13 protein-coding genes, 1 tRNA gene and 1 pseudogene are annotated in these 18,433 nt (G+C 71.5%); 3 read left to right on the top strand and 12 right to left on the bottom strand.

Going from position 1 to position 18,433, the window contains the following annotated elements; translation table 11 throughout:
* Positions 1-59: 59 nt before the first annotated feature.
* From ABTW95_RS14545 to ABTW95_RS14520, 6 genes are all read right to left on the bottom strand, one after another.
* A complete protein-coding gene (locus ABTW95_RS14545; protein ID WP_500226491.1) occupies positions 60-842 on the bottom strand; it encodes an ABC transporter ATP-binding protein in 783 nt (260 codons plus the stop codon).
* Complete coding sequence (locus ABTW95_RS14540) at positions 832-1,623, bottom strand: ABC transporter ATP-binding protein (protein WP_500226490.1); 792 nt, start codon at positions 1,621-1,623, stop codon at positions 832-834. The genes ABTW95_RS14545 and ABTW95_RS14540 overlap by 11 nt, the downstream gene beginning before the upstream one ends.
* Complete coding sequence (locus ABTW95_RS14535) at positions 1,620-2,774, bottom strand: branched-chain amino acid ABC transporter permease (protein ID WP_396445727.1); 1,155 nt, start codon at positions 2,772-2,774, stop codon at positions 1,620-1,622. The genes ABTW95_RS14540 and ABTW95_RS14535 overlap by 4 nt, the downstream gene beginning before the upstream one ends.
* Positions 2,771-3,736 carry a branched-chain amino acid ABC transporter permease gene (locus ABTW95_RS14530; protein WP_396445726.1) on the bottom strand — a complete coding sequence of 322 codons (966 nt, stop codon included), beginning with the start codon at positions 3,734-3,736 and terminating at the stop codon, positions 2,771-2,773. Before ABTW95_RS14530 ends, ABTW95_RS14535 begins: the two co-directional genes overlap by 4 nt.
* 95 nt (positions 3,737-3,831) lie before the next feature.
* Positions 3,832-4,992: a branched-chain amino acid ABC transporter substrate-binding protein gene (locus ABTW95_RS14525; protein ID WP_500226489.1), complete on the bottom strand. Its 1,161-nt coding sequence runs from the start codon at positions 4,990-4,992 to the stop codon at positions 3,832-3,834.
* 299 nt (positions 4,993-5,291) lie between these two features.
* A complete protein-coding gene (locus ABTW95_RS14520; protein ID WP_396445724.1) occupies positions 5,292-5,894 on the bottom strand; it encodes an ANTAR domain-containing response regulator in 603 nt (200 codons plus the stop codon).
* 94 nt (positions 5,895-5,988) lie between these two features.
* Between ABTW95_RS14520 and ABTW95_RS14515 the strand changes: the two genes are divergently transcribed.
* Positions 5,989-6,075, top strand: a tRNA-Leu gene (locus ABTW95_RS14515).
* Between the two features lie 333 nt (positions 6,076-6,408).
* Here the strand turns inward: ABTW95_RS14515 and pyk are convergent.
* Positions 6,409-7,839, bottom strand: coding sequence for a pyruvate kinase (gene pyk, locus ABTW95_RS14510; protein WP_396445723.1), 1,431 nt, complete (start codon positions 7,837-7,839; stop codon positions 6,409-6,411).
* 108 nt (positions 7,840-7,947) lie between these two features.
* Entirely contained in the window at positions 7,948-8,502 is a 555-nt protein-coding gene (locus ABTW95_RS14505) for a type 1 glutamine amidotransferase domain-containing protein (protein ID WP_500226488.1), read from the bottom strand.
* Positions 8,503-8,567: 65 nt separating this feature from the next.
* On the opposite strand from ABTW95_RS14505, the gene ABTW95_RS14500 reads away from it, so the two are divergent.
* Both ABTW95_RS14500 and ABTW95_RS14495 read left to right on the top strand, forming a co-directional pair.
* Positions 8,568-9,299 carry a DUF6597 domain-containing transcriptional factor gene (locus ABTW95_RS14500; RefSeq protein ID WP_396445721.1) on the top strand — a complete coding sequence of 244 codons (732 nt, stop codon included), beginning with the start codon at positions 8,568-8,570 and terminating at the stop codon, positions 9,297-9,299.
* 395 nt (positions 9,300-9,694) lie between these two features.
* Positions 9,695-11,122, top strand: coding sequence for a pyridoxal phosphate-dependent decarboxylase family protein (locus ABTW95_RS14495; RefSeq protein ID WP_500226487.1), 1,428 nt, complete (start codon positions 9,695-9,697; stop codon positions 11,120-11,122).
* Positions 11,123-11,134: 12 nt separating this feature from the next.
* Here the strand turns inward: ABTW95_RS14495 and ABTW95_RS14490 are convergent.
* The 4 genes and pseudogenes from ABTW95_RS14490 to gltB form a co-directional block, all read right to left on the bottom strand.
* A pseudogene (locus ABTW95_RS14490) lies at positions 11,135-11,586 on the bottom strand (VOC family protein).
* A gap of 78 nt (positions 11,587-11,664) precedes the next feature.
* The gene (locus ABTW95_RS14485; RefSeq protein WP_396445718.1) at positions 11,665-12,084 is read right to left on the bottom strand and encodes a helix-turn-helix transcriptional regulator; all 420 of its coding nucleotides are present in this window, start codon (positions 12,082-12,084) and stop codon (positions 11,665-11,667) included.
* A gap of 160 nt (positions 12,085-12,244) precedes the next feature.
* The gene (locus ABTW95_RS14480) at positions 12,245-13,708 is read right to left on the bottom strand and encodes a glutamate synthase subunit beta (RefSeq protein ID WP_396453238.1); all 1,464 of its coding nucleotides are present in this window, start codon (positions 13,706-13,708) and stop codon (positions 12,245-12,247) included.
* A gap of 18 nt (positions 13,709-13,726) precedes the next feature.
* A complete protein-coding gene (gene gltB, locus ABTW95_RS14475; RefSeq protein ID WP_500226486.1) occupies positions 13,727-18,298 on the bottom strand; it encodes a glutamate synthase large subunit in 4,572 nt (1,523 codons plus the stop codon).
* Between the last annotated feature and the right edge of the window lie 135 nt (positions 18,299-18,433).

Here is an 18,433-nt window from a genome sequence, read left to right as displayed (position 1 = left end):
CCGGGCCCGGACGGACCGGGCCCGGCGGGCGCGCGCACCGTGCCGCTGCTCGGCCTCCTCTACTCGGCCTCCCCGGCGCCGTCCGGGGACTCGGCCGCCGCCGCGTCCGGCACGGCCGCTCCGCCCAGGTCGTCGCCCGACTCGCCGCCGAGGTACGCGGCGCGGACCTGCGGGTCGTCGAGCAGGTCGCGCGCCGGCGCCGACTTCACCACGCGCCCCGTCTCCAGGACGTAGGCGCGGTGCGCGATCTGCAGCGCCTGCTGGGCGTTCTGCTCCACCAGCAGCACCGTGGTGCCGCGCCGGTTGATCTCCTCGATGATCGAGAAGATCTGCTGCACCAGCATCGGCGCGAGGCCCATGGACGGCTCGTCCAGCAGCAGCACCTTCGGCTTGGCCATCAGCGCCCGCCCGATCGCGAGCATCTGCTGCTCGCCGCCGGACATGGTGCCGCCCGCCTGCGACTTGCGCTCGGCCAGCCGCGGGAACAGCTCGTAGGCCTCCGCCAGCTCCTTGGACGCGTCGTCCGTGCGGGCGTACGCGCCCATGAGGAGGTTCTCCTCCACGGTCATGCCGGGGAAGATGCCGCGCCCTTCCGGCGCCTGCCCGATCCCGGCCGACACCCGCTTGTGGCCCGGCATCCGGCTGATGTCCCGGCCGTCGAAGGTGATCTTGCCGGACGTCAGGTTCCGCAGGCCCGAGATGGTCTTCAGCGTCGTCGTCTTCCCGGCGCCGTTCGCGCCGATCAGCGTGACGATCTCGCCCTCGTCCACGGACACCGAGATGCCCTTGAGCGCCGCGATCTTTCCGTAGTGGACGTGAATGTCGTCGATCTCAAGAAGCATCGGCCGGAGCCCCCAGATACGCCTCGATCACCCGCGGATCGTTCTGCACCTCGGCCGGCAGGCCGTCGGCGATCTTCTGCCCGAAGTCCAGCACCGCGACCCGGTCGCTGATCCCCATCACCAGGCTCATGTCGTGCTCGATGAGCAGGACGGTCACCCCGGTGTCGCGGATCTTGCGGATCAGGTCCTGCAGCGCCGCCTTCTCCGCCGGGTTCATGCCCGCCGCCGGCTCGTCCAGCAGCAGCAGCTTCGGCCTGGTGGCCAGCGCCCGGGCGATCTCCAGCCGGCGCTGGTCGCCGTACGGCAGGTTCTTCGCCGCCTCCTCGGCCCGGTGCGGGATCCCCACCAGCTCCAGCAGCTCGCGGGCCAGCTCCCGGCCCTGCCGCTCCTCGCGGTGGAACCAGGGCAGCCCGAGCGCCGCGCCGGCGAGGCCCGTGCGGTGGTGCGCGTCCGCGCCCACCAGGACGTTCTCCAGCGCGGTCATGTTGTGGAACAGCCGCACGTTCTGGAACGTCCGGGCGATGCCCAGCTTCGTCACGACGAAGCGCTTCTTGCCGTCGATGCGCTTGCCGTCGAAGACGACCTGGCCCTCGCTCGGCTTGTAGACGCCGGTGGTCACGTTGAACACCGTCGTCTTCCCGGCGCCGTTCGGCCCGATCAGGGCGAAGATCTCCCCCTCGCGGATGGTGATCTGCACCTTGTTCAGCGCCACGACGCCGCCGAACCGCATCACGACGTCGCGCAGCTCCAGGACCGGCTTGCGCTCGTCCGCCCCGCTCACTTGCCCACCTCCGCGGTCTCGGACTGACCCGGCCCGGCGACCTCGGCGCCCATGCTGCCCATGCCTCCGCCGCCCTCCGCCAGCTCGGCCTTGCGCCGCCGCGACGGCCACAGACCCTCCGGACGGAAGATCATCATCAGCACGAGCGCGCCGCCGAAGATCAGCATGCGGTACTCGTCCAGGAACCGGAACCGCTCGGGCAGCCACGCCACCACGAACGCGCCCAGCATCGCGCCCGGGATGTTCCCCGAGCCGCCCAGCACGACCGCCGCCAGGATCAGCGCCGACACGATGAACTCGAAGTTCGCCGGCAGGATCGACGTCTGCTTCGCGGCGAACACGACGCCGCCGCTGCCGCCGATCGCCGCGCCGATCGCGAACGCCGCCAGCTTGAACCGGAACGTCGGCACGCCCATCAGCTCGGCCGCGTCCTCGTCCTCGCGGATCGACGCCCACGCGCGGCCGACGCGCGAGGCGTCCAGCCGCCGGACGAAGATGATCGCGATGATGATGAACGCCAGCAGCATGTAGTAGTACGGCCGCGAGTCCAGCAGCCCGTACTTCAGCGGCTGCACGCCGAAGATCTCGAACTCCGACAGCGACGGCGGGTGCGGGATGCCCTGCACACCGCGCGGGCCGTTCACGAACGAGCTGTTGTTCGCGGTCCGCTTGACGATCTCACCGAAGCCGAGCGTCACGATCGCCAGGTAGTCGCCGCGGAGCCGCAGCGTCGGCGCCCCGAGGATCACGCCCGCCAGCGCCGAGAACAGGATCGCGAGGACGAGCGTCTCCCAGAAGCTCCAGTGGTACCGCACCGCGAAGATCGCGATGGTGTAGCCGCCGACCGCGTAGAACGCGACGTAGCCGAGGTCCAGGAGGCCGGCCATGCCGACCACGACGTTCAGGCCCAGGGCCAGCAGCACGTAGATGGCGATCTGGTCGCTGAGCATCGACGGCCAGCTGGCCCCGCTCGGCGCCATGAAGCTGCCGATCGCCTCGCTCGGCAGGAAGACGCCGCCGATGATGAGCAGGATGTACACGGCCCAGCGCTGCCACCCGGGGGCGCCCGCCCACCAGTTCCGCAGCGGATCGAGGGAGAGGGCGGCGCCCCGCTTCCCCGCCTTGCCGTTGATCGTCTTTGTGAGGTTCATGCGCGCGCCTGCTGGAGGGACTCACCGAGGATGCCGGTGGGACGGAACATCAGGACCAGGATCAGCACGGTGAACGCGACGACGTCGCGCCACTGCGAACCGAACAGGCTCGAACCGTACATCTCGAGCAGCCCGAGGACGAAACCGCCGGCCAGGGCGCCGCGGATGTTGCCGATGCCGCCGAGGACCGCCGCCGTGAACGCCTTGATGCCGAGCAGGAACCCGACGAAGTAGTTCGTCTGCTCGAAGCGCAGGAAGTACAGCGCCGCCGCGACGCCCGCCATCACGCCGCCGACCACGAACGTCACCGACACGACCCGGTCGATGTTGACGCCCATCAGCACGGCCGTCTCCGGGTCCTGCGCGGTCGAGCGGATGCCGCGGCCGAGCTTCGTCCGGTTCACGAACTGGTCGAGCGCGATCATCATCAGCACCGCGCCGACGAAGATGATCACCTTGTCGTTGCTGATCTGGATCGGCCCGACGTCCACCACGTTCGTGAGCTGCTTGAAGTGCTCGTCGACGGGCAGCCGCCCGCCCTCCTTGGAAGTGCCGAACACCCGGTACACGACCACCGTCGCGAACAGCTGCTGGATGAAGATCGACGCCCCGATGGCCGAGATCAGCGCCGCCAGCCTGGACGCCCCCCGTTTCCGGAGCGGTCGGTACGCTGTCACTTCGAGCAGCATGGCGCTTCCCGCGGTGATGAGGCCGGCCACCACCGCGGACAGCGCCACCACCCCCACGAGCGCGATGCCGCCGACCGTGCCGACGCCCAGCGTGCGCACGGTCCACAGGGCCGCGAACGTGCCGACCATGAAGATGTCGGCGTGTGCGAAGTTGATCAGTCTCAGCACGCCGTAGACCATCGTGTAGCCCAGCGCCAGCAGCGCGTAGATCGCGCCGAGCGCCAGACCGTCGATGGTCGACGGCCAGAATTGATTGATGAAGTCGTCGAGCACCTTGGGGTCGCCTTAATCAGAGAAGGAGCGGGAGCGCTGTAGCGCTCCCGCTCCCGCGCCATCAGGGGATCTCGTCAGGGGCGCTGGTGGCGCGCCTAGGAGACCTTAGCCTCGCTTGCCTTGCCGAGCAGCGGAAGCTTGTTGCCCTCCACCTCGTAGATGTAGATGTCCAGGGTGGCGAGCTCGCCGTTCTCGGCGAACTTGATCTGCTTGCCGACGCCCTGGACGTCGATCGTCTTGAGGAACTCGTTGATCTCCTCGGGCTTGGTCTTGCCGGCCTTGACGGCCTCGACGAACGCGGTGGCCGCGTCGTAGCCCTCGGTCGAGTAGATCGCGACGTCCGAGCCGAACTTCGCCTTGTAGTCGTCGGCGAACTTCTTGGCCTTCGGGTTGGTCTTACCGGTCGGGTCGATGAGGCAGCCGCAGCTGATCAGCGTGCCCTGCGCGTTCTTCTCGCCGGTGCCCTCGATCAGGCCGGTGGCGAGCGAGCCGTCGCCGGACATCATCTTGCCCTTGTAGCCGCCCTCGCGCAGCTGCTTGAACAGCCGGCCGGCGACCGCGTAGTAGCCGCCGAAGTACACGAAGTCGGGCTTGAACTCGTTGATCTTGTTGACCGTCGAGGAGTAGTCGGTGCCCTTGTCGTCGACCGCGTCGTTCTGGGTCTGGGCGCCCTTGGCCTTGACGGCCTTCTCGATGGCGTCCGCGAGGCCCTTGCCGTAGTCCTGGTTGTCGGAGACCAGGAAGACCTTCTTGGCGCCCGAGTTCATCACGAAGTCGGCGACGCCGGCGCTCTGCGCCGCGTCGTCGGCGACCACGCGGTGCCAGTACTTCCAGCCCTTCTCGCCGAGCGTGATGTTCGTCGCCGACGGCGAGACGCTCGGGATCTTGGCCTCTTCCAGGATCGGGCCGACGCTCTGCGACTCGCCCGAGAACGCCGGGCCGATCAGGCCGGCGATCTTGTCGTTCTTGACCGCGCCGAGCGCCAGCGAGGTCGCCTGCTCCGGCTTGCCCTGGCTGTCGTAGGTCTTGAAGTTGATCTTGACCTTGGGGTTCGTGGCGTTGTACTGCTCGATGGCCAGCTGCGCGCCCTGCTTGGGCGGGATCACCAGGCCCGAGTTCTCACCGGTCAGGTCGCCCATGAACCCGATCGTGACCTCGTTGTCGCTGCCACCGGACTCACTATCGTCGCCACCGCAGGCCACGGCGCTGAGCGCGAGCGCCGCGCTCACCGCCACCGCGCCGGTGATCCTCATCATGTTGCGCCGCAAGGTGCCCAACCTTTCCATCCGGATCCGGGAGGGGATCGGGTACGAGACATGCCCCGACACCGAGAACCGGGGACCGGAAAACGGGCAGTCGGGGATCAGCTATGTCGTACACCGTCGACCCACCCCAGAACAGGACCCCCGGATCGAAGGGTTACTCGTTCGTTACTCCTCCGTGCCCATCCGATACCCGCACTTGCCTGGGATGATTACAGAGGGTGACGGACATTGGGCACGCCGGTGTCCGCGGTTGGCCCTTGACAACTCGCCAGAAAGCGGTAGTGGGGCCCTCAGCCCGCGGCGGGCTCGTCCCGGCCGCCGGTCGCGCCCGCGACGACCGCCTCGGCGACGGCGCGCATCGTGAGCCTGCGGTCCATCGAGGTCTTCTGGATCCAGCGGAACGCCTCGGGCTCGGACCAGCCGTGCGCCTGCTGCAGCAGCCCCTTCGCGCGGTCGACCACCTTGCGGGTCTCCAGCCGCTCCTGCAGCCCGGCGACCTCCGCCTCCAGCGCCCGCAGCTCGGTGTACCGGCTGACGGCCATCTCGATGGCCGGCGCCAGGTCGGTCTTGGAGAACGGCTTGACGAGGTAGGCCATCGCCCCGGCCTCCGTCGCCCGCTGGACGAGCTCGCGCTGGGAGAACGCGGTGAGGATCACCACCGGCGCGATCCGCTCCGCGGAGATCCGCTCGGCCGCCGAGATGCCGTCCAGCACCGGCATCTTGACGTCGAGGATCACCAGGTCCGGCTTCAGCTCGCGGGCCAGCCGCACGGCGGCCTCGCCGTCCCCGGCCTCCCCGACGACCTCGTAGCCGTCCTCCTGGAGCATCTCCTTCAGGTCCAGCCGGATCAGGGCCTCGTCTTCCGCGATCACAACGCGCCGAGCACTCTCCACGAGCACGACCCTACCGAAACCCGCTACCCTGGTCCGCAGCCGCCCCGGACAGGGGCGACGAACCGGACAATATGTTACATGTCCGGATAAACATGCCGGGATGGCGGAATAGGCAGACGCGAATTCCTCAAAAGAATTTGTCCGCAAGGGCGTGCGGGTTCGAGTCCCGCTCCCGGCACCACCGAACGGCCTTCCCCGGCCCCGCCCGGCGACGGCCGACCGTCCCCGCCGCGCTCCCGGCGGGCATCCGCTCCGCCCGCCGGCGGCCCGGCGCCGCCGACGCGTCCCCGCAAGCCCGGCGGCGGCTCACGATGTGAGAGACGCTTCGCGGCCGCGGGTTGCCCGGGTTTCCGGAGCGAAGTGGAAATGAGATCGGGCGGTGATACCTGCGCGTTGGGCAAGAGCGCGGCGGGGAGCGCGCGGGAGAAGGCCGGCGCGGAAAAAGCCGGGCACCGCGCGGGGTGCGGTGCGCGGTGCCCGGCGGGGCGGGTCGCCGTCGGTGCCCGGATGGCCGTCAGTGCTGGATGGCTATCGCGTCGCCGATGCTGTGCACGCGGAGCGCGTTGGTGGAGCCGGGGGTGCCGGGAGGCGAGCCGGCGACGACGACGACCTTGTCGCCCTTCTGGACGCGGCCGAGTTCGAGGAGGGATTGCTCGACCTGGCCGAACATGGCGTCGGTGTGGTCGACCTGGGGGACGATGAAGGTCTCGACGCCCCAGACGTGGGCGAGGCGGCCGCGGACGGCGGGGACGGACGTGAAGGCCAGCAGCGGGATCGGCGAGCGGTAGCGGGAGAGGCGGCGGGCCGTCTCGCCCGACATGGTGAAGGCGGCGAGGGCCTCGGCGCCCACGATGGCGCCGACCTCGGCGGCGGCGCGGGCGATGGCGCCCCCGACCGTCTCGGGCATCCGCTCCAGGGTGTGGGTGGCGTGCAGGGCCGCCTGCTCGGCGGTCTGCACGATGCGGCTCATGGTGAGCACGGACTCGACGGGGTACTGGCCGACGCTCGTCTCGCCGGAGAGCATGACGGCGTCGGCGCCCTCGAACACCGCGTTGGCGACGTCGGAGGTCTCCGCCCGGGTGGGGCGCGGCGAGGAGATCATGGACTCCAGCATCTGGGTGGCCACGATGACCGGGCGGGCCTTCTCGCGGCACAGCTCGATGGCGCGCTTCTGCACGATCGGCACCTGTTCGAGCGGGAGCTCGACGCCGAGGTCGCCGCGGGCGACCATGATGCCGTCGAAGGCGGCGACGATCTCGGGGAGGCGCTCGACGGCCTGCGGCTTCTCGATCTTGCCGATGAGGGGGACGCGGACGCCCTCCTCCTCCATGATCTGGTAGCAGATGTCGGCGTCGGCGGGCGTCCGCACGAAGGAGAGGGCGACGAGGTCGACGCCGAGGCGCAGCGCCCAGCGCAGGTCGGCCTCGTCCTTCTCGGTGAGGGCGGGGACGCTGACGGGGACGCCGGGAAGGTTCAGGCCCTTGTTGTCGGAGACCATCCCGCCGACGGTGACCGTGGTGCGGACGCGGGTCCCGTCGACGTCGACGACCTTGAGCGCGACGCGGCCGTCGTCGATGAGGACGGTGTCGCCGGGGCTGACGTCGCCCGGCAGCCCCTGGTAGGTGGTGGACACCTCCCGCCGGGTGCCGGGGACGTCCTCGGTGGTGATGGTGAACTCGTCGCCGAGCGTGAGGCGCACGGGCCCGTCGGGGAAGCGCCCGATGCGGATCTTGGGGCCCTGCAGGTCCGCGAGGATGCCGACGCCGCGCCCGGTGGCGTCGGCCGCCGCCCTGATCCGGTGGTAGACCTCCTCGTGGACGGCATGGTCGCCGTGGCTCATGTTGAGGCGGGCGACGTCGATGCCGGCTTCGACGAGGGCGTTGATCTGCTCGGTGCTGGAGCAGGCGGGACCGATGGTGCTGACAATCTTCGCTCGACGGGTCACGTGCACAACCGTACTTAGTTACTTGCCGGTACGGATATTCATGCAGGATATGGTCGCCCCCGGTTCACCGAATGGTCTAGGTCAGAGGTCTAGACCACATGTGGCCCGTCAGCGCGCGAACGCCTCCACCGCGGCCCGGCAGAACGCCTTGAGGTCGTCCGGCTTGCGGCTGCTGACGAGGACGTTGGGCCCGTCCTCGCAGACCTGTACCTCTTCGTCCACCCATGTGGCGCCCGCATTGCGCAGATCGGTCTGGAGGCTGGGCCAGGACGTCAGGGTGCGGCCCCGGACGACGTCCGCCTCCACGAGCGTCCACGGCCCGTGGCAGATGACCGCGACGGGCTTGCCGGCCTCGAAGAACGACCTGGCGAACGCGACCGCGCCGGGATCGGTGCGCAGGAAGTCGGGGTTGGCGACGCCGCCCGGCAGGAGGAGGCCGTCGAACTCGGTGTGGTCGGAGACGTCGACGGTGGTGTCGATGGGGAAGGTGCCGGCCCTGTCGAGGTGGTCGAACGCCTGGAGCCGGCCGGACTGGGTGGAGACGAGCCGCGGGGTCCCGCCGGCCTCCTCGACGGCCGCCCAGGGCTCGGTGAGCTCCACCTGCTCGGTGCCCTCCGGCGCGCAGAGGAACGCGATGGTCTTGCCCTGAAGATCGTTGGCCATGACTTCTCCCGCTTTAGTCGATTTTCAGGCCCCTTGCCCGCTTAGTCGGGTGGTATGCAGGAGTGATGAGCCCGACCGCCCACCGGCCCCCGCTCCCCGCCCGGACGGCGGCTCCGGCACGGCGGGTCTACCGCGAGTACGGGGCGCCCGGGCTGGCCTGCGCGTGGACGGCGGAGGTGCCGCGCGACGCCGAGCCCTACGTCCAGCGCGTGGTGCCGGACGGCTGCGTGGACGTGATCTGGTCGGAGGCCGGGATCCTCGTGGCGGGGCCGGACACCGGGCCGGTCCCCGCGGCGATGCGGCCGGGCGACGCCGTGGCGGCGGTGCGGTTCCGGCCGGGCACGGCGCCGCCGGCGCTCGGCGTCCCGGCGGACGCGATCCGCGACGGGCGCCTCCCCCTGCGGGACCTGTGGGGCGCGGACGCCGACCGGCTGGCGGAGGCCGTGGCGGGAGCCGGCGACCGGCTCGCCGCGCTGGTCGCGGCGGTGCGGGAGCGGATGGGTCCGCCCGATCCGCTGGTCCCTGCGGTGGTCGCGGGGCTGGCGCGCGGCTCGGTGCGGGACGTGGCGGACGGCCTGGGCGTCGGCGAGCGCCAGCTGCGCCGCCGCTCGCTCGCCGCGTTCGGGTACGGGCCGAAGACGCTGCAGCGGGTGCTGCGGTTCCAGCGGGCGCTGGCGCTGGTCCGGGCGGGCGAGACGCGGGCGGACGCGGCGTGCGCGGCGGGCTACGCCGACCAGGCCCATTTCGCGCACGAGGTGCGGGACCTGGCGGGCGAGCCCGTCGGGAACCTGCTGTGACCCCGTCCGCCGCGGAAGTGGAGCGCGAACCGGCGCCGGTCGATGGCGCGGCCGTTGAGCCGCAGGAACTGCTCGGCGCGGGCCAGGCCGGCGGCGTTGAGGACTCTCATGGCGCCACGGTGGGGCGGCCGGATCCGGCCGGTCTTGTAGCGGACGTCCGGGGACCGGTGCGCGGTGGGCCCGGCCACCCCAGCGGTGGGTGGCCGAGCCCCTGATGTCCCGCGCTGCGGGGTGCGGGAGCGCGGTGCCGCGCCGCCGTGCCGGGACGGTGCCGTCCGGGGCGCCGGGCGCGAACCCTTGCGGGACCGTAGCCGACCGGCCCCAAGACCACAAGGGGCGGGTCGCAGGCCGGCGGCCGTTTCCCCCGGGGCCCTCCGTGTGGTCTGCTGTGCGCCATGAGTGATCCGCTTGACGAACATGACAGGGCCGGTGAGCCGCTCGCCGTGGTGGCGCGGGAGGCCGAGCCGTATCTGGCGGGCCTGCGGGACCGGCCCGTCCACGACGCGGCGGCGGACGCGCTCCTGGACGAGCTGGACGGCCCGCTGCCGGAGACCGGGGACGGCGCGGTGGCCGCGGTCGAGCGGCTGGTCCGAATCGGGACGGGGGCGGCGACGCACTCGACCGGGCCGCGGTTCTTCCACTTCGTGGTGGGCGGGTCGACGCCGGCGGCGATGGCGGGCGACTGGACGGCCTCGCTGCTGGACCAGGTGGCCGGGTTGTGGACGGCGTCCCCGCTCGCGACGCGGGCGGAGACGGTGGTGCTGCGCTGGCTGAAGGAGCTGTTCGGGCTGCCGGAGTCGTTCGGCGGGGTGCTGACGCCGAGCGCGACGCTCGCGCACGTGGCGGGGCTGGCGTGCGCGCGGTACTGGTGGGCGGACAAGTACGGGGTGGACGTCACCTCGCGCGGCCTGGCCGGGCTGCCGGCGATGCCGGTGTTCAGCAGCGGGCTGGTGCACGTCAGCACCCGCAAGGCGCTGCAGATCCTGGGCTGCGGCCGCGACACGCTGCGCACGTTCGCCCGCGACGACGCCGGCCGCGTCGACCTGGCGGCGATGGACGCGGCGCTGGCCCGGGCCGGCGGCCGGGCGGTCGTCGTCGCGAACCTCGGCGAGGTCAACACCGGGGACAGCGACCCGATCGCCGACCTCGCGGACCTGGCCGAGCGGCACGGCGCCTGGCTGCACGTGGACGGCGCCTTCGGCCTGTTCGCCGCGCTGAGCCCGCGCACCGCGCACCTCGCGCGCGGCGTGGAGCGGGCCGACTCGGTGACGTCGGACGGCCACAAGTGGCTGAACGTCCCGTACGAGAGCGGGTTCTCGTTCGTCCGGGACCGGACGTGGCTGAGCCGCGCGTTCGGGTCGTGGGGCGCCGCGTACCTGCCGGACGCCGACGACGAGCGGATCAACTACAACATGCTCGGCCCGGAGTCGTCCCGGCGGGCGCGGGCGCTGCCGATCTGGGCGACCCTGCGCGCCTACGGCCGGGAGGGCCACCGCGCGATGGTGGAGCGCCACCTCGACGTCGCCGCCCATCTCGGCCGGCTCGTGGACGCGGCGCCCGACCTGGAGCTGCTCGCGCCCGTCCAGCTGTGCATCGTGTGCTTCCGGTACCGCCCGGACGGCGTCCCCGAGGAGCGCCTGAACGACCTCAACGCGCGCCTCGGCGAGGCGCTCCTCGCGGACGGCCGCGTCTACGCGGGCACGAGCACCTACCGGGGCATGACGGTGTTCCGCCCCGCGCCGCTCAACTGGCGGACGACGAAGGCCGACGTGGAGCGCCTCGTGGACGTCCTCCGCGAACTCGGCGCCGCGCTGAAGGACTGACCGCCGGGGCGTTCAGCTCGCGCAGCCGCTCCAGGGGGCGGACTCGTCGAGTTCGCCGAAGGGCTCGGTGAGGCTGTACCAGCAGCCGGAGTCGTCGCGGAAGACGGCCTCGACGCCGTAGGGGCGGCGCTCCGGCTTCTGGACGAACTCGACCCCGGCGGCGGAGAGCCGCTCGTACTCGGCCTGGCAGTCGTCGGTGTTGAACGCCCCGGCGCCGAGGACGCCCTTGGCGATGAGCGCCCTCATGTGCGCGGCGGAGCCGGGTCCATGCTGGGCGGGCCGGGCACCATGAGGGCGAGGCTGAGGTCGGGCTGGTCCTTGGCGCCGACGGTGAGCCAGCGCATGCCGCCCTCGCCGAGCGTCATGTCGTCGCGGACCTCCAGGCCGAGCTTCTCGGTGAAGAACGCCTTGGCCGAGTCCTGGTCGAGGACCCAGACGGTGGCCAGCCCCAGTTTCGTGATCATGCCGGTGCCTCCTTCGCGAACGGCGGTGACGGGTTCACGCTAGGCCGGGGACGGCCGGGCGGCCTTCTCGAAAGTTGCTCAGTCCTTGCGGAAGCCGCCCGCCCAGAGCAGCACGAAGCAGCCCGGGATCGCGGACGCGCCGGGGGTGCGCGCCCGCCGGCGGAACTCGGTCGGCGTCATCCCGGTCTGCTCCTTGAACCGGGTGCAGAACGTGCCGAGGCTCGTGAACCCGACCAGCAGGCAGATCTCGGTGACGGTCAGGTTCGCGGTGCGCAGCAGGTCCTGGGCGCGCTCGATGCGGCGCCGGGCGAGGTAGGCGCCGGGCGTCTCCCCGTAGACCTCGCTGAACAGCCGGACGAAGTGGTAGCGCGAGTAGCCGGCGCGCGCGGCGACGGCGGCCACGTCGAGCGGCTCGGCCCACTCGCGGTCCATGGCGTCCCGCGCGATCCTCATCCGGCGGAGGACGCCGGTGTCCGGTGCGGCCGGCGTGTTCCCCATGCCTCCGATGCTCGCACGTGCTGGGCTGGGCTGGGTCACGATGGCGGTGCTGGAGCGCTTCACCCGGCGCGCGCGGACGGTCTGGGCCGTGTTCGGCCGCCCGCACGCAGCGGAAAGGCCCTGGAGGAGTGCTCCTCCAGGGCCTTGCTCCGCGCCGGGGTCAGGCGATCGGGCGCGCCGTCGGCGGGATCGGGTACGGCAGGTCGGACCGGCCGGTGAGGTAGGCGTCGACGCCGCGCGCGGCGGAGCGGCCCTCGGCGATCGCCCAGACGATCAGGGACTGGCCGCGGCCCATGTCGCCGGCGACGAACACGCCGTCCACGGACGTCCGGTAGTCGGCGTCGCGGGCCACGTTGCCGCGCCGGTCCAGCTCGACGCCGAGCTGTTCGAGCAGGCCTTCGCGCTGCGGGCCGAGGAAGCCCATGGCGAGGGTGACCAGCTCGGCCGGGATCTCCCGCTCGGTGCCCTCGACCGGCTTGAACCCGGTCTCCGGGCCGCCGACCTCGACGAGCCTCAGCGCGCGGACGTTGCCGTCCTCGTCGCCGGTGAACCCGGTGGTGGACACCGCGTAGACCCGGTCGCCGCCCATGTCGGCGAGCTCCTCGTGGGCGGTCTCCATCTTGAACAGCATCGGGTACGTCGGCCACGGCTGGGAGTCCGGGCGGGTCTCCGGCGGCCGCGGCATGATCTCCAGCTGGGTGACGGACGCGGCGCCCTGCCGGATCGCGGTGCCGATGCAGTCGGCGCCGGTGTCGCCGCCGCCGATCACGACGACGTGCTTGCCCTTCGCGGAGATCGGCGACTCCTCGTAGTCGCCCTCCTGCACCCGGTTGGACGGCGGCAGGTACTCCATCGCCTGGTAGACGCCCTTGAGCTCGCGGCCGGGGACCGGCAGGTCGCGCCAGGCGGTGGCGCCGCCCGCGAGGACGACCGCGTCGTAGCGGCCGCGCAGCTCGTCGGCGGTGATGTCGACGCCCGCGTTCACCGAGGTCTTGAAGGCGGTGCCCTCGGCGCGCATCTGGGCGAGCCGCCGGTCGAGGTGCCGCTTCTCCATCTTGAACTCGGGGATGCCGTAGCGCAGCAGGCCGCCGACGCGGTCGGCGCGCTCGTACACGGTGACGTCGTGGCCGGCGCGGGTGAGCTGCTGCGCGGCGGCGAGGCCCGCGGGCCCCGAGCCGACGATCGCGACCGTCTTGCCGGTCTTCACGGCGGGCGGCTGCGGGCGCACCCAGCCCTCCGCGAACGCCCGGTCGATGATCTCGACCTCGACCCGCTTGATCGTCACCGGCTCCTGGTTGATGCCGAGGACGCAGGCGCTCTCGCACGGGGCGGGGCACAGCCTCCCGGTGAACTCCGGGAAGTTGTTGGTGGCGTGCAGCCGCTCGACGGCCTCGTGCCAGTCCTTGCGGTAGACGAGGTCGTTCCACTCGGGGATGAGGTTGCCGAGCGGGCAGCCCTGGTGGCAGAACGGGATGCCGCAGTCCATGCAGCGGCTCGCCTGCTTCTCCAGCCGGTCCCTGCCGAAGTCCTCGTAGACCTCGGACCAGCTCTTGATCCGCACGTCGACCGGGCGGCGCTTCGGGAGCTCCCGCCGGACGGTCAGAAATCCCTTGGGGTCGGCCATGTGGGAAGTCCCCCTCTCTCAGCTCTGCGCCGCGGCCATGACGGCCTCGTCGACGTCGCGTCCCTCCGCCTCGGCCTTGGCCATGGCGTCCAGGACGCGCCGGTAGTCACGCGGCATGATCTTGGTGAAGCGGGCCGCGGCGGCGTCCCAGTCGTCCAGCAGCCGCCGCGCGACCCGCGAGCCGGTCTCGGCCAGGTGCCGCTCGACCAGGCCGCGGACGAACTCGGCGTCGCCGGGGTCGAGCGGTTCCAGGTCGACCATCTCGCCGTTGACGCGCTCGGGCACCAGGTCCAGGACGTAGGCGATGCCGCCGGACATGCCGGCCGCGAGGTTGCGGCCCGTCCGGCCGAGGATGACGGCGCGGCCGCCGGTCATGTACTCGCAGGCGTGGTCGCCGGCGCCCTCGACGACGGCGGTGGCGCCGGAGTTGCGGACGCAGAACCGCTCGCCGACGATCCCGCGGGCGAACAGCTCGCCGGACGTGGCGCCGTACAGGATGACGTTGCCGCCGATGATCTGCTCCTCGGCCGCGAACCCGGCGTCCGCCGGGGGCCGCAGCGTGAGCCGCCCGCCGGACAGGCCCTTGCCGACGTAGTCGTTGGCGTCGCCGATCAGCCGCAGCGTGATGCCGCGCGGCACGAACGCGCCGAACGAGTTGCCGGCCGAGCCGGTGAAGGTGACGTCGATGGTGTCGTCGGGCAGGCCCGCGCCGCCCCACTTCTTCGTCACCTCGTGGCCGAGCATGGTGCCGACCGTCCGGTTGACGTTGCGGATCGGCAGCTCCAGCTTCACCGCGTCGCCGAACGCGATCGCGCCCTCGGCCAGCTGGATCAGCGTGTTGTCCAGGGCCTTCTCCAGCCCGTGGTCCTGCTCGGTGGTGCAGCGCAGGGACGCCCCGTCCGCGACCTCGGGGGTGTGCAGGATCGGGGACAGGTCCAGGCCGGACGCCTTCCAGTGGTCGACGGCCTCGCGGGTGTCGATCATCTCGACGCGGCCGATCGCCTCGTCCAGCGACCGGAACCCGAGGGCCGCCAGGTACTCGCGGACCTCCTCGGCGATGAACTCGAAGAAGTTCACCACGAACTCCGGCTTGCCGGAGAACCGCTGCCGCAGCACCGGGTTCTGGGTGGCGACGCCGACCGGGCAGGTGTCCAGGTGGCAGACCCGCATCATGATGCAGCCCGACACCACCAGCGGAGCGGTCGCGAAGCCGTACTCCTCGGCGCCCAGCAGGGCGGCGATGACGACGTCCCGGCCGGTCTTCATCTGCCCGTCGGTCTGCACGACGATGCGGTCGCGCAGCCCGTTCAGCAGCAGGGTCTGCTGCGTCTCGGCGAGGCCCAGCTCCCAGGGCGCGCCGGCGTGCTTCAGCGACGTCAGCGGGGACGCGCCGGTGCCGCCGTCGTGCCCGGAGATCAGCACCACGTCGGCGTGCGCCTTGGACACCCCGGCCGCGACCGTGCCGACCCCGACCTCGGCGACGAGCTTGACGTGCACGCGCGCCGCCGGGTTGGCGTTCTTCAGGTCGTGGATGAGCTGCGCCAGGTCCTCGATCGAGTAGATGTCGTGGTGCGGCGGCGGCGAGATGAGGCCGACGCCGGGCGTGGAGTGCCGGGTCTTGGCGATCCACGGGTACACCTTGTGGCCGGGCAGCTGGCCGCCCTCGCCGGGCTTGGCGCCCTGCGCCATCTTGATCTGGATGTCGTCGGAGTTGGTGAGGTACTCCGAGGTCACGCCGAACCGGCCGGACGCGACCTGCTTGATGGCGCTGCGCCGCAGGTCGCCGTTCTCGTCCGGGGTGAAGCGCTCCGGGTCCTCGCCGCCCTCGCCGGTGTTGGACTTGCCGCCGAGGCGGTTCATCGCGATCGCGAGGGTCTCGTGCGCCTCCGCCGAGATGGACCCGTACGACATGGCACCGGTGGAGAACCGCTTGACGATCTCCGATACGGGCTCGACCTCGTCGATCGGCACCGGTTCCCGCTCGCCCTCCTTCAGCTTGAACAGCCCGCGGAGGGTCATCAGCTTCTCGGCCTGCGAGTCGACCTTGGAGGTGTACTCCTTGAAGATCTCGTAGCGGCGGGTGCGGGTGGCGTGCTGCAGCTTGAACACCGTGTCCGGGTTGAACAGGTGCGGCTCGCCCTCGCGGCGCCACTGGTACTCGCCGCCGACCTCCAGGGTGCGGTGCGCGAGCTCGTTGCCGCCCGGCGGGTAGGCGCGGGCGTGCCGCTGCGCGACCTCCCGGGCCAGCACGTCGAAGCCGACGCCGCCGAGCCGGGACGTGGTGCCGGTGAAGCAGCGGGACACGACGTCCTCGCCGAGGCCGATCGCCTCGAAGATCTGCGCGCCGGTGTAGGACGCGACCGTGGACACGCCCATCTTCGACATGATCTTCAGGACGCCCTTGCCGTACGCCTTCACCAGGTTCCGGACGGCCTCGCCCGGCGTCAGGCCCTCGATGTCGCCGCCGCGGACCAGGTCCTCGACGGTCTCGATGGCCAGGTACGGGTTGATCGCGGACGCGCCGTACCCGATGAGCAGCGCCATGTGGTGGCACTCGCGGGCCTCGCCGGTCTCGACCACCAGGCCGACCCGGGTGCGGGTCTTCTCCCGGATCAGGTGGTGGTGCACGGACCCGGTGAGCAGCAGCGACGGGATCGCGGCGCGGGCCGAGTCGGCGCCCCGGTCCGACAGGACGATGATGCGGGCGCCGGCGGAGATGGCCCGGCCGACCTCGGAGTTGATCTCCTCCAGGCGGGCTTCGAGGGCCTCTCCCCCGCCGGACACCTCGTACAGGCCCTGCACGACGTAGGCCTGCAGGTGCGGCAGCGAGCCCTCGTCGTCGATGTGGATGATCTTGGACAGCTCGTCGTTGTCCAGGATCGGGGTGGGCAGCACGAGCCGGCGGCACGAGTCCGGGCCGGGCGCGAGGAGGTTGCCCTCCGGGCCGAGCGTGGACTGCAGCGAGGTGACGAGCTCCTCGCGGATCGCGTCCAGCGGCGGGTTGGTGACCTGCGCGAACAGCTGCTTGAAGTAGTCGAACAGCAGCCGCGGCCGCTCCGACAGCACCGCGATCGGGGTGTCGGTGCCCATCGACCCGATCGGCTCGGCGCCGTTCTTCGCCATCGGCGTCAGGATGATCCGCTGCTCTTCGAGCGTGTACCCGAACGTCTGCTGCCGCTTGACCAGCGTCTCGTGGGTCGGGATCTCCCGCTCGCGGCGCGGCAGCTCCTCGAACCGGACGAGGCCCTGGTGCAGCCACTCTCCGTACGGGTGCTCGGCCGCCAGCTCGGCCTTGACCTCGTCGTCCTCGACGATCCGCCCGGCGGCGGTGTCCACGAGGAAGATCTTGCCGGGCTGCAGCCGGCCCTTGCGGACGACCTTGCTCGCCGGGATGTCGAGCACGCCCGCCTCGCTGGCCAGCACGACCAGGCCGTCGTCGGTCACCCAGTACCGGCCGGGGCGCAGCCCGTTGCGGTCCAGGACGGCGCCGACCACGGTGCCGTCGGTGAAGCTGACGCTCGCGGGGCCGTCCCACGCCTCCATCAGCGTGGAGTGGAACTCGTAGAACGCGCGGCGCTCGGCGTCCATCTCGGCGTGGTTCTCCCACGCCTCCGGGATCATCATCAGCACCGCGTGCGGCAGCGACCGGCCGCCGAGGTGCAGCAGCTCCAGGCACTCGTCGAACGACGCGGTGTCGGACGCCTCGATGTCGATCACCGGGTAGATCCGGGACAGGTCGCCCGGGATCAGGTCGGACTCCAGCAGCGCCTCGCGGGCCCGCATCCAGTTCCGGTTGCCCTTCACCGTGTTGATCTCGCCGTTGTGGGCGATGAACCGGTACGGGTGGGCCAGCTCCCAGGCCGGGAACGTGTTGGTCGAGAACCGCGAGTGCACCAGGGCGATCGCGCTGGCGAAGCGGCGGTCCGACAGGTCGGGGAAGAACGGCTCCAGCTGCGGGGTGGTCAGCATCCCCTTGTAGACGATCGTCCGGCTGGACAGGCTCGGGAAGTACACCCGGACGTCCTGCTCGGCGCGCTCGCGCATGCAGAACACGACGCGGTCCAGCTCCAGGCCGGTCTTGCCCGCGTGCGGGCCGCCGGCGGCGGGGGCGACGAACAGCTGCGCGAAGTGCGGCATGACGCGGCGCGCGGCCGGGCCCGTGAAGCGCGGGTCGTGCGGGAGCTCGCGCCACCCGAGGACCGTCAGGCCCTCCTCGACGCACAGTTTCTCGACGTGGGCGACCGCGGCGGCGCGCTCGTCGCCGTCCACCGGGAGGAACGCGATGCCGGCCGCGTAGCCGCCGGCGCCGGGGAGCGGGAAGTCGCAGACCTCGCGGAAGAACGCGTCCGGGATCTGGACGAGGATGCCGACGCCGTCGCCGTCGTCGGGCTCCGCGCCCACCGCGCCCCGGTGGTCGAGGTTCTTCAGCACTGTCAGGGCGTTCTCGACGATGTCATGGCTCTTGCGGCCGTGCATGTCGGCGACCATGCCGACGCCGCAGGCGTCGTGCTCGCCGGCCGGGTCGTACAGCCCCTGGGGGTCGGGGCGGCCCTGTGCGCGGGCAGCAGGTGTGAAGGCAGCCGAGGCCATCAACCCTCCCGTCGTCTCTTCGTGTCACTGCTTCGATGTCAGTGCAGTCGTGGGACGACGTTGGCCCTGCTGCGGTGAGATGACATTACATCACTGCCGGGATCATGCCCGACTGCACCAGATCGCGAAACTTCT

Origin of the sequence: Spirillospora sp. NPDC127506, assembly GCF_040302145.1 — a bacterium.
Classification (GTDB): domain Bacteria; phylum Actinomycetota; class Actinomycetes; order Streptosporangiales; family Streptosporangiaceae; genus Spirillospora.
This window is presented reverse-complemented; position numbering and strand designations above follow the sequence as displayed.

Excerpts from the sequence above, each read along its gene's own strand:
- ABTW95_RS14505 (WP_500226488.1), bottom strand. The coding sequence starts at position 8,502 with ATGGCCAACGATCTTCAGGGCAAGACCATCGCGTTCCTCTGCGCGCCG.
- ABTW95_RS14485 (WP_396445718.1), bottom strand. The coding sequence starts at position 12,084 with ATGGGGAACACGCCGGCCGCACCGGACACCGGCGTCCTCCGCCGGATG.
- gltB (WP_500226486.1), bottom strand. The coding sequence starts at position 18,298 with ATGGCCTCGGCTGCCTTCACACCTGCTGCCCGCGCACAGGGCCGCCCC.
- ABTW95_RS14525 (WP_500226489.1), bottom strand. The coding sequence starts at position 4,992 with ATGATGAGGATCACCGGCGCGGTGGCGGTGAGCGCGGCGCTCGCGCTC.
- ABTW95_RS14480 (WP_396453238.1), bottom strand. The coding sequence starts at position 13,708 with ATGGCCGACCCCAAGGGATTTCTGACCGTCCGGCGGGAGCTCCCGAAG.
- ABTW95_RS14535 (WP_396445727.1), bottom strand. The coding sequence starts at position 2,774 with ATGAACCTCACAAAGACGATCAACGGCAAGGCGGGGAAGCGGGGCGCC.
- ABTW95_RS14500 (WP_396445721.1), top strand. The coding sequence starts at position 8,568 with ATGAGCCCGACCGCCCACCGGCCCCCGCTCCCCGCCCGGACGGCGGCT.
- ABTW95_RS14545 (WP_500226491.1), bottom strand. The coding sequence starts at position 842 with ATGCTTCTTGAGATCGACGACATTCACGTCCACTACGGAAAGATCGCG.
- ABTW95_RS14495 (WP_500226487.1), top strand. The coding sequence starts at position 9,695 with ATGAGTGATCCGCTTGACGAACATGACAGGGCCGGTGAGCCGCTCGCC.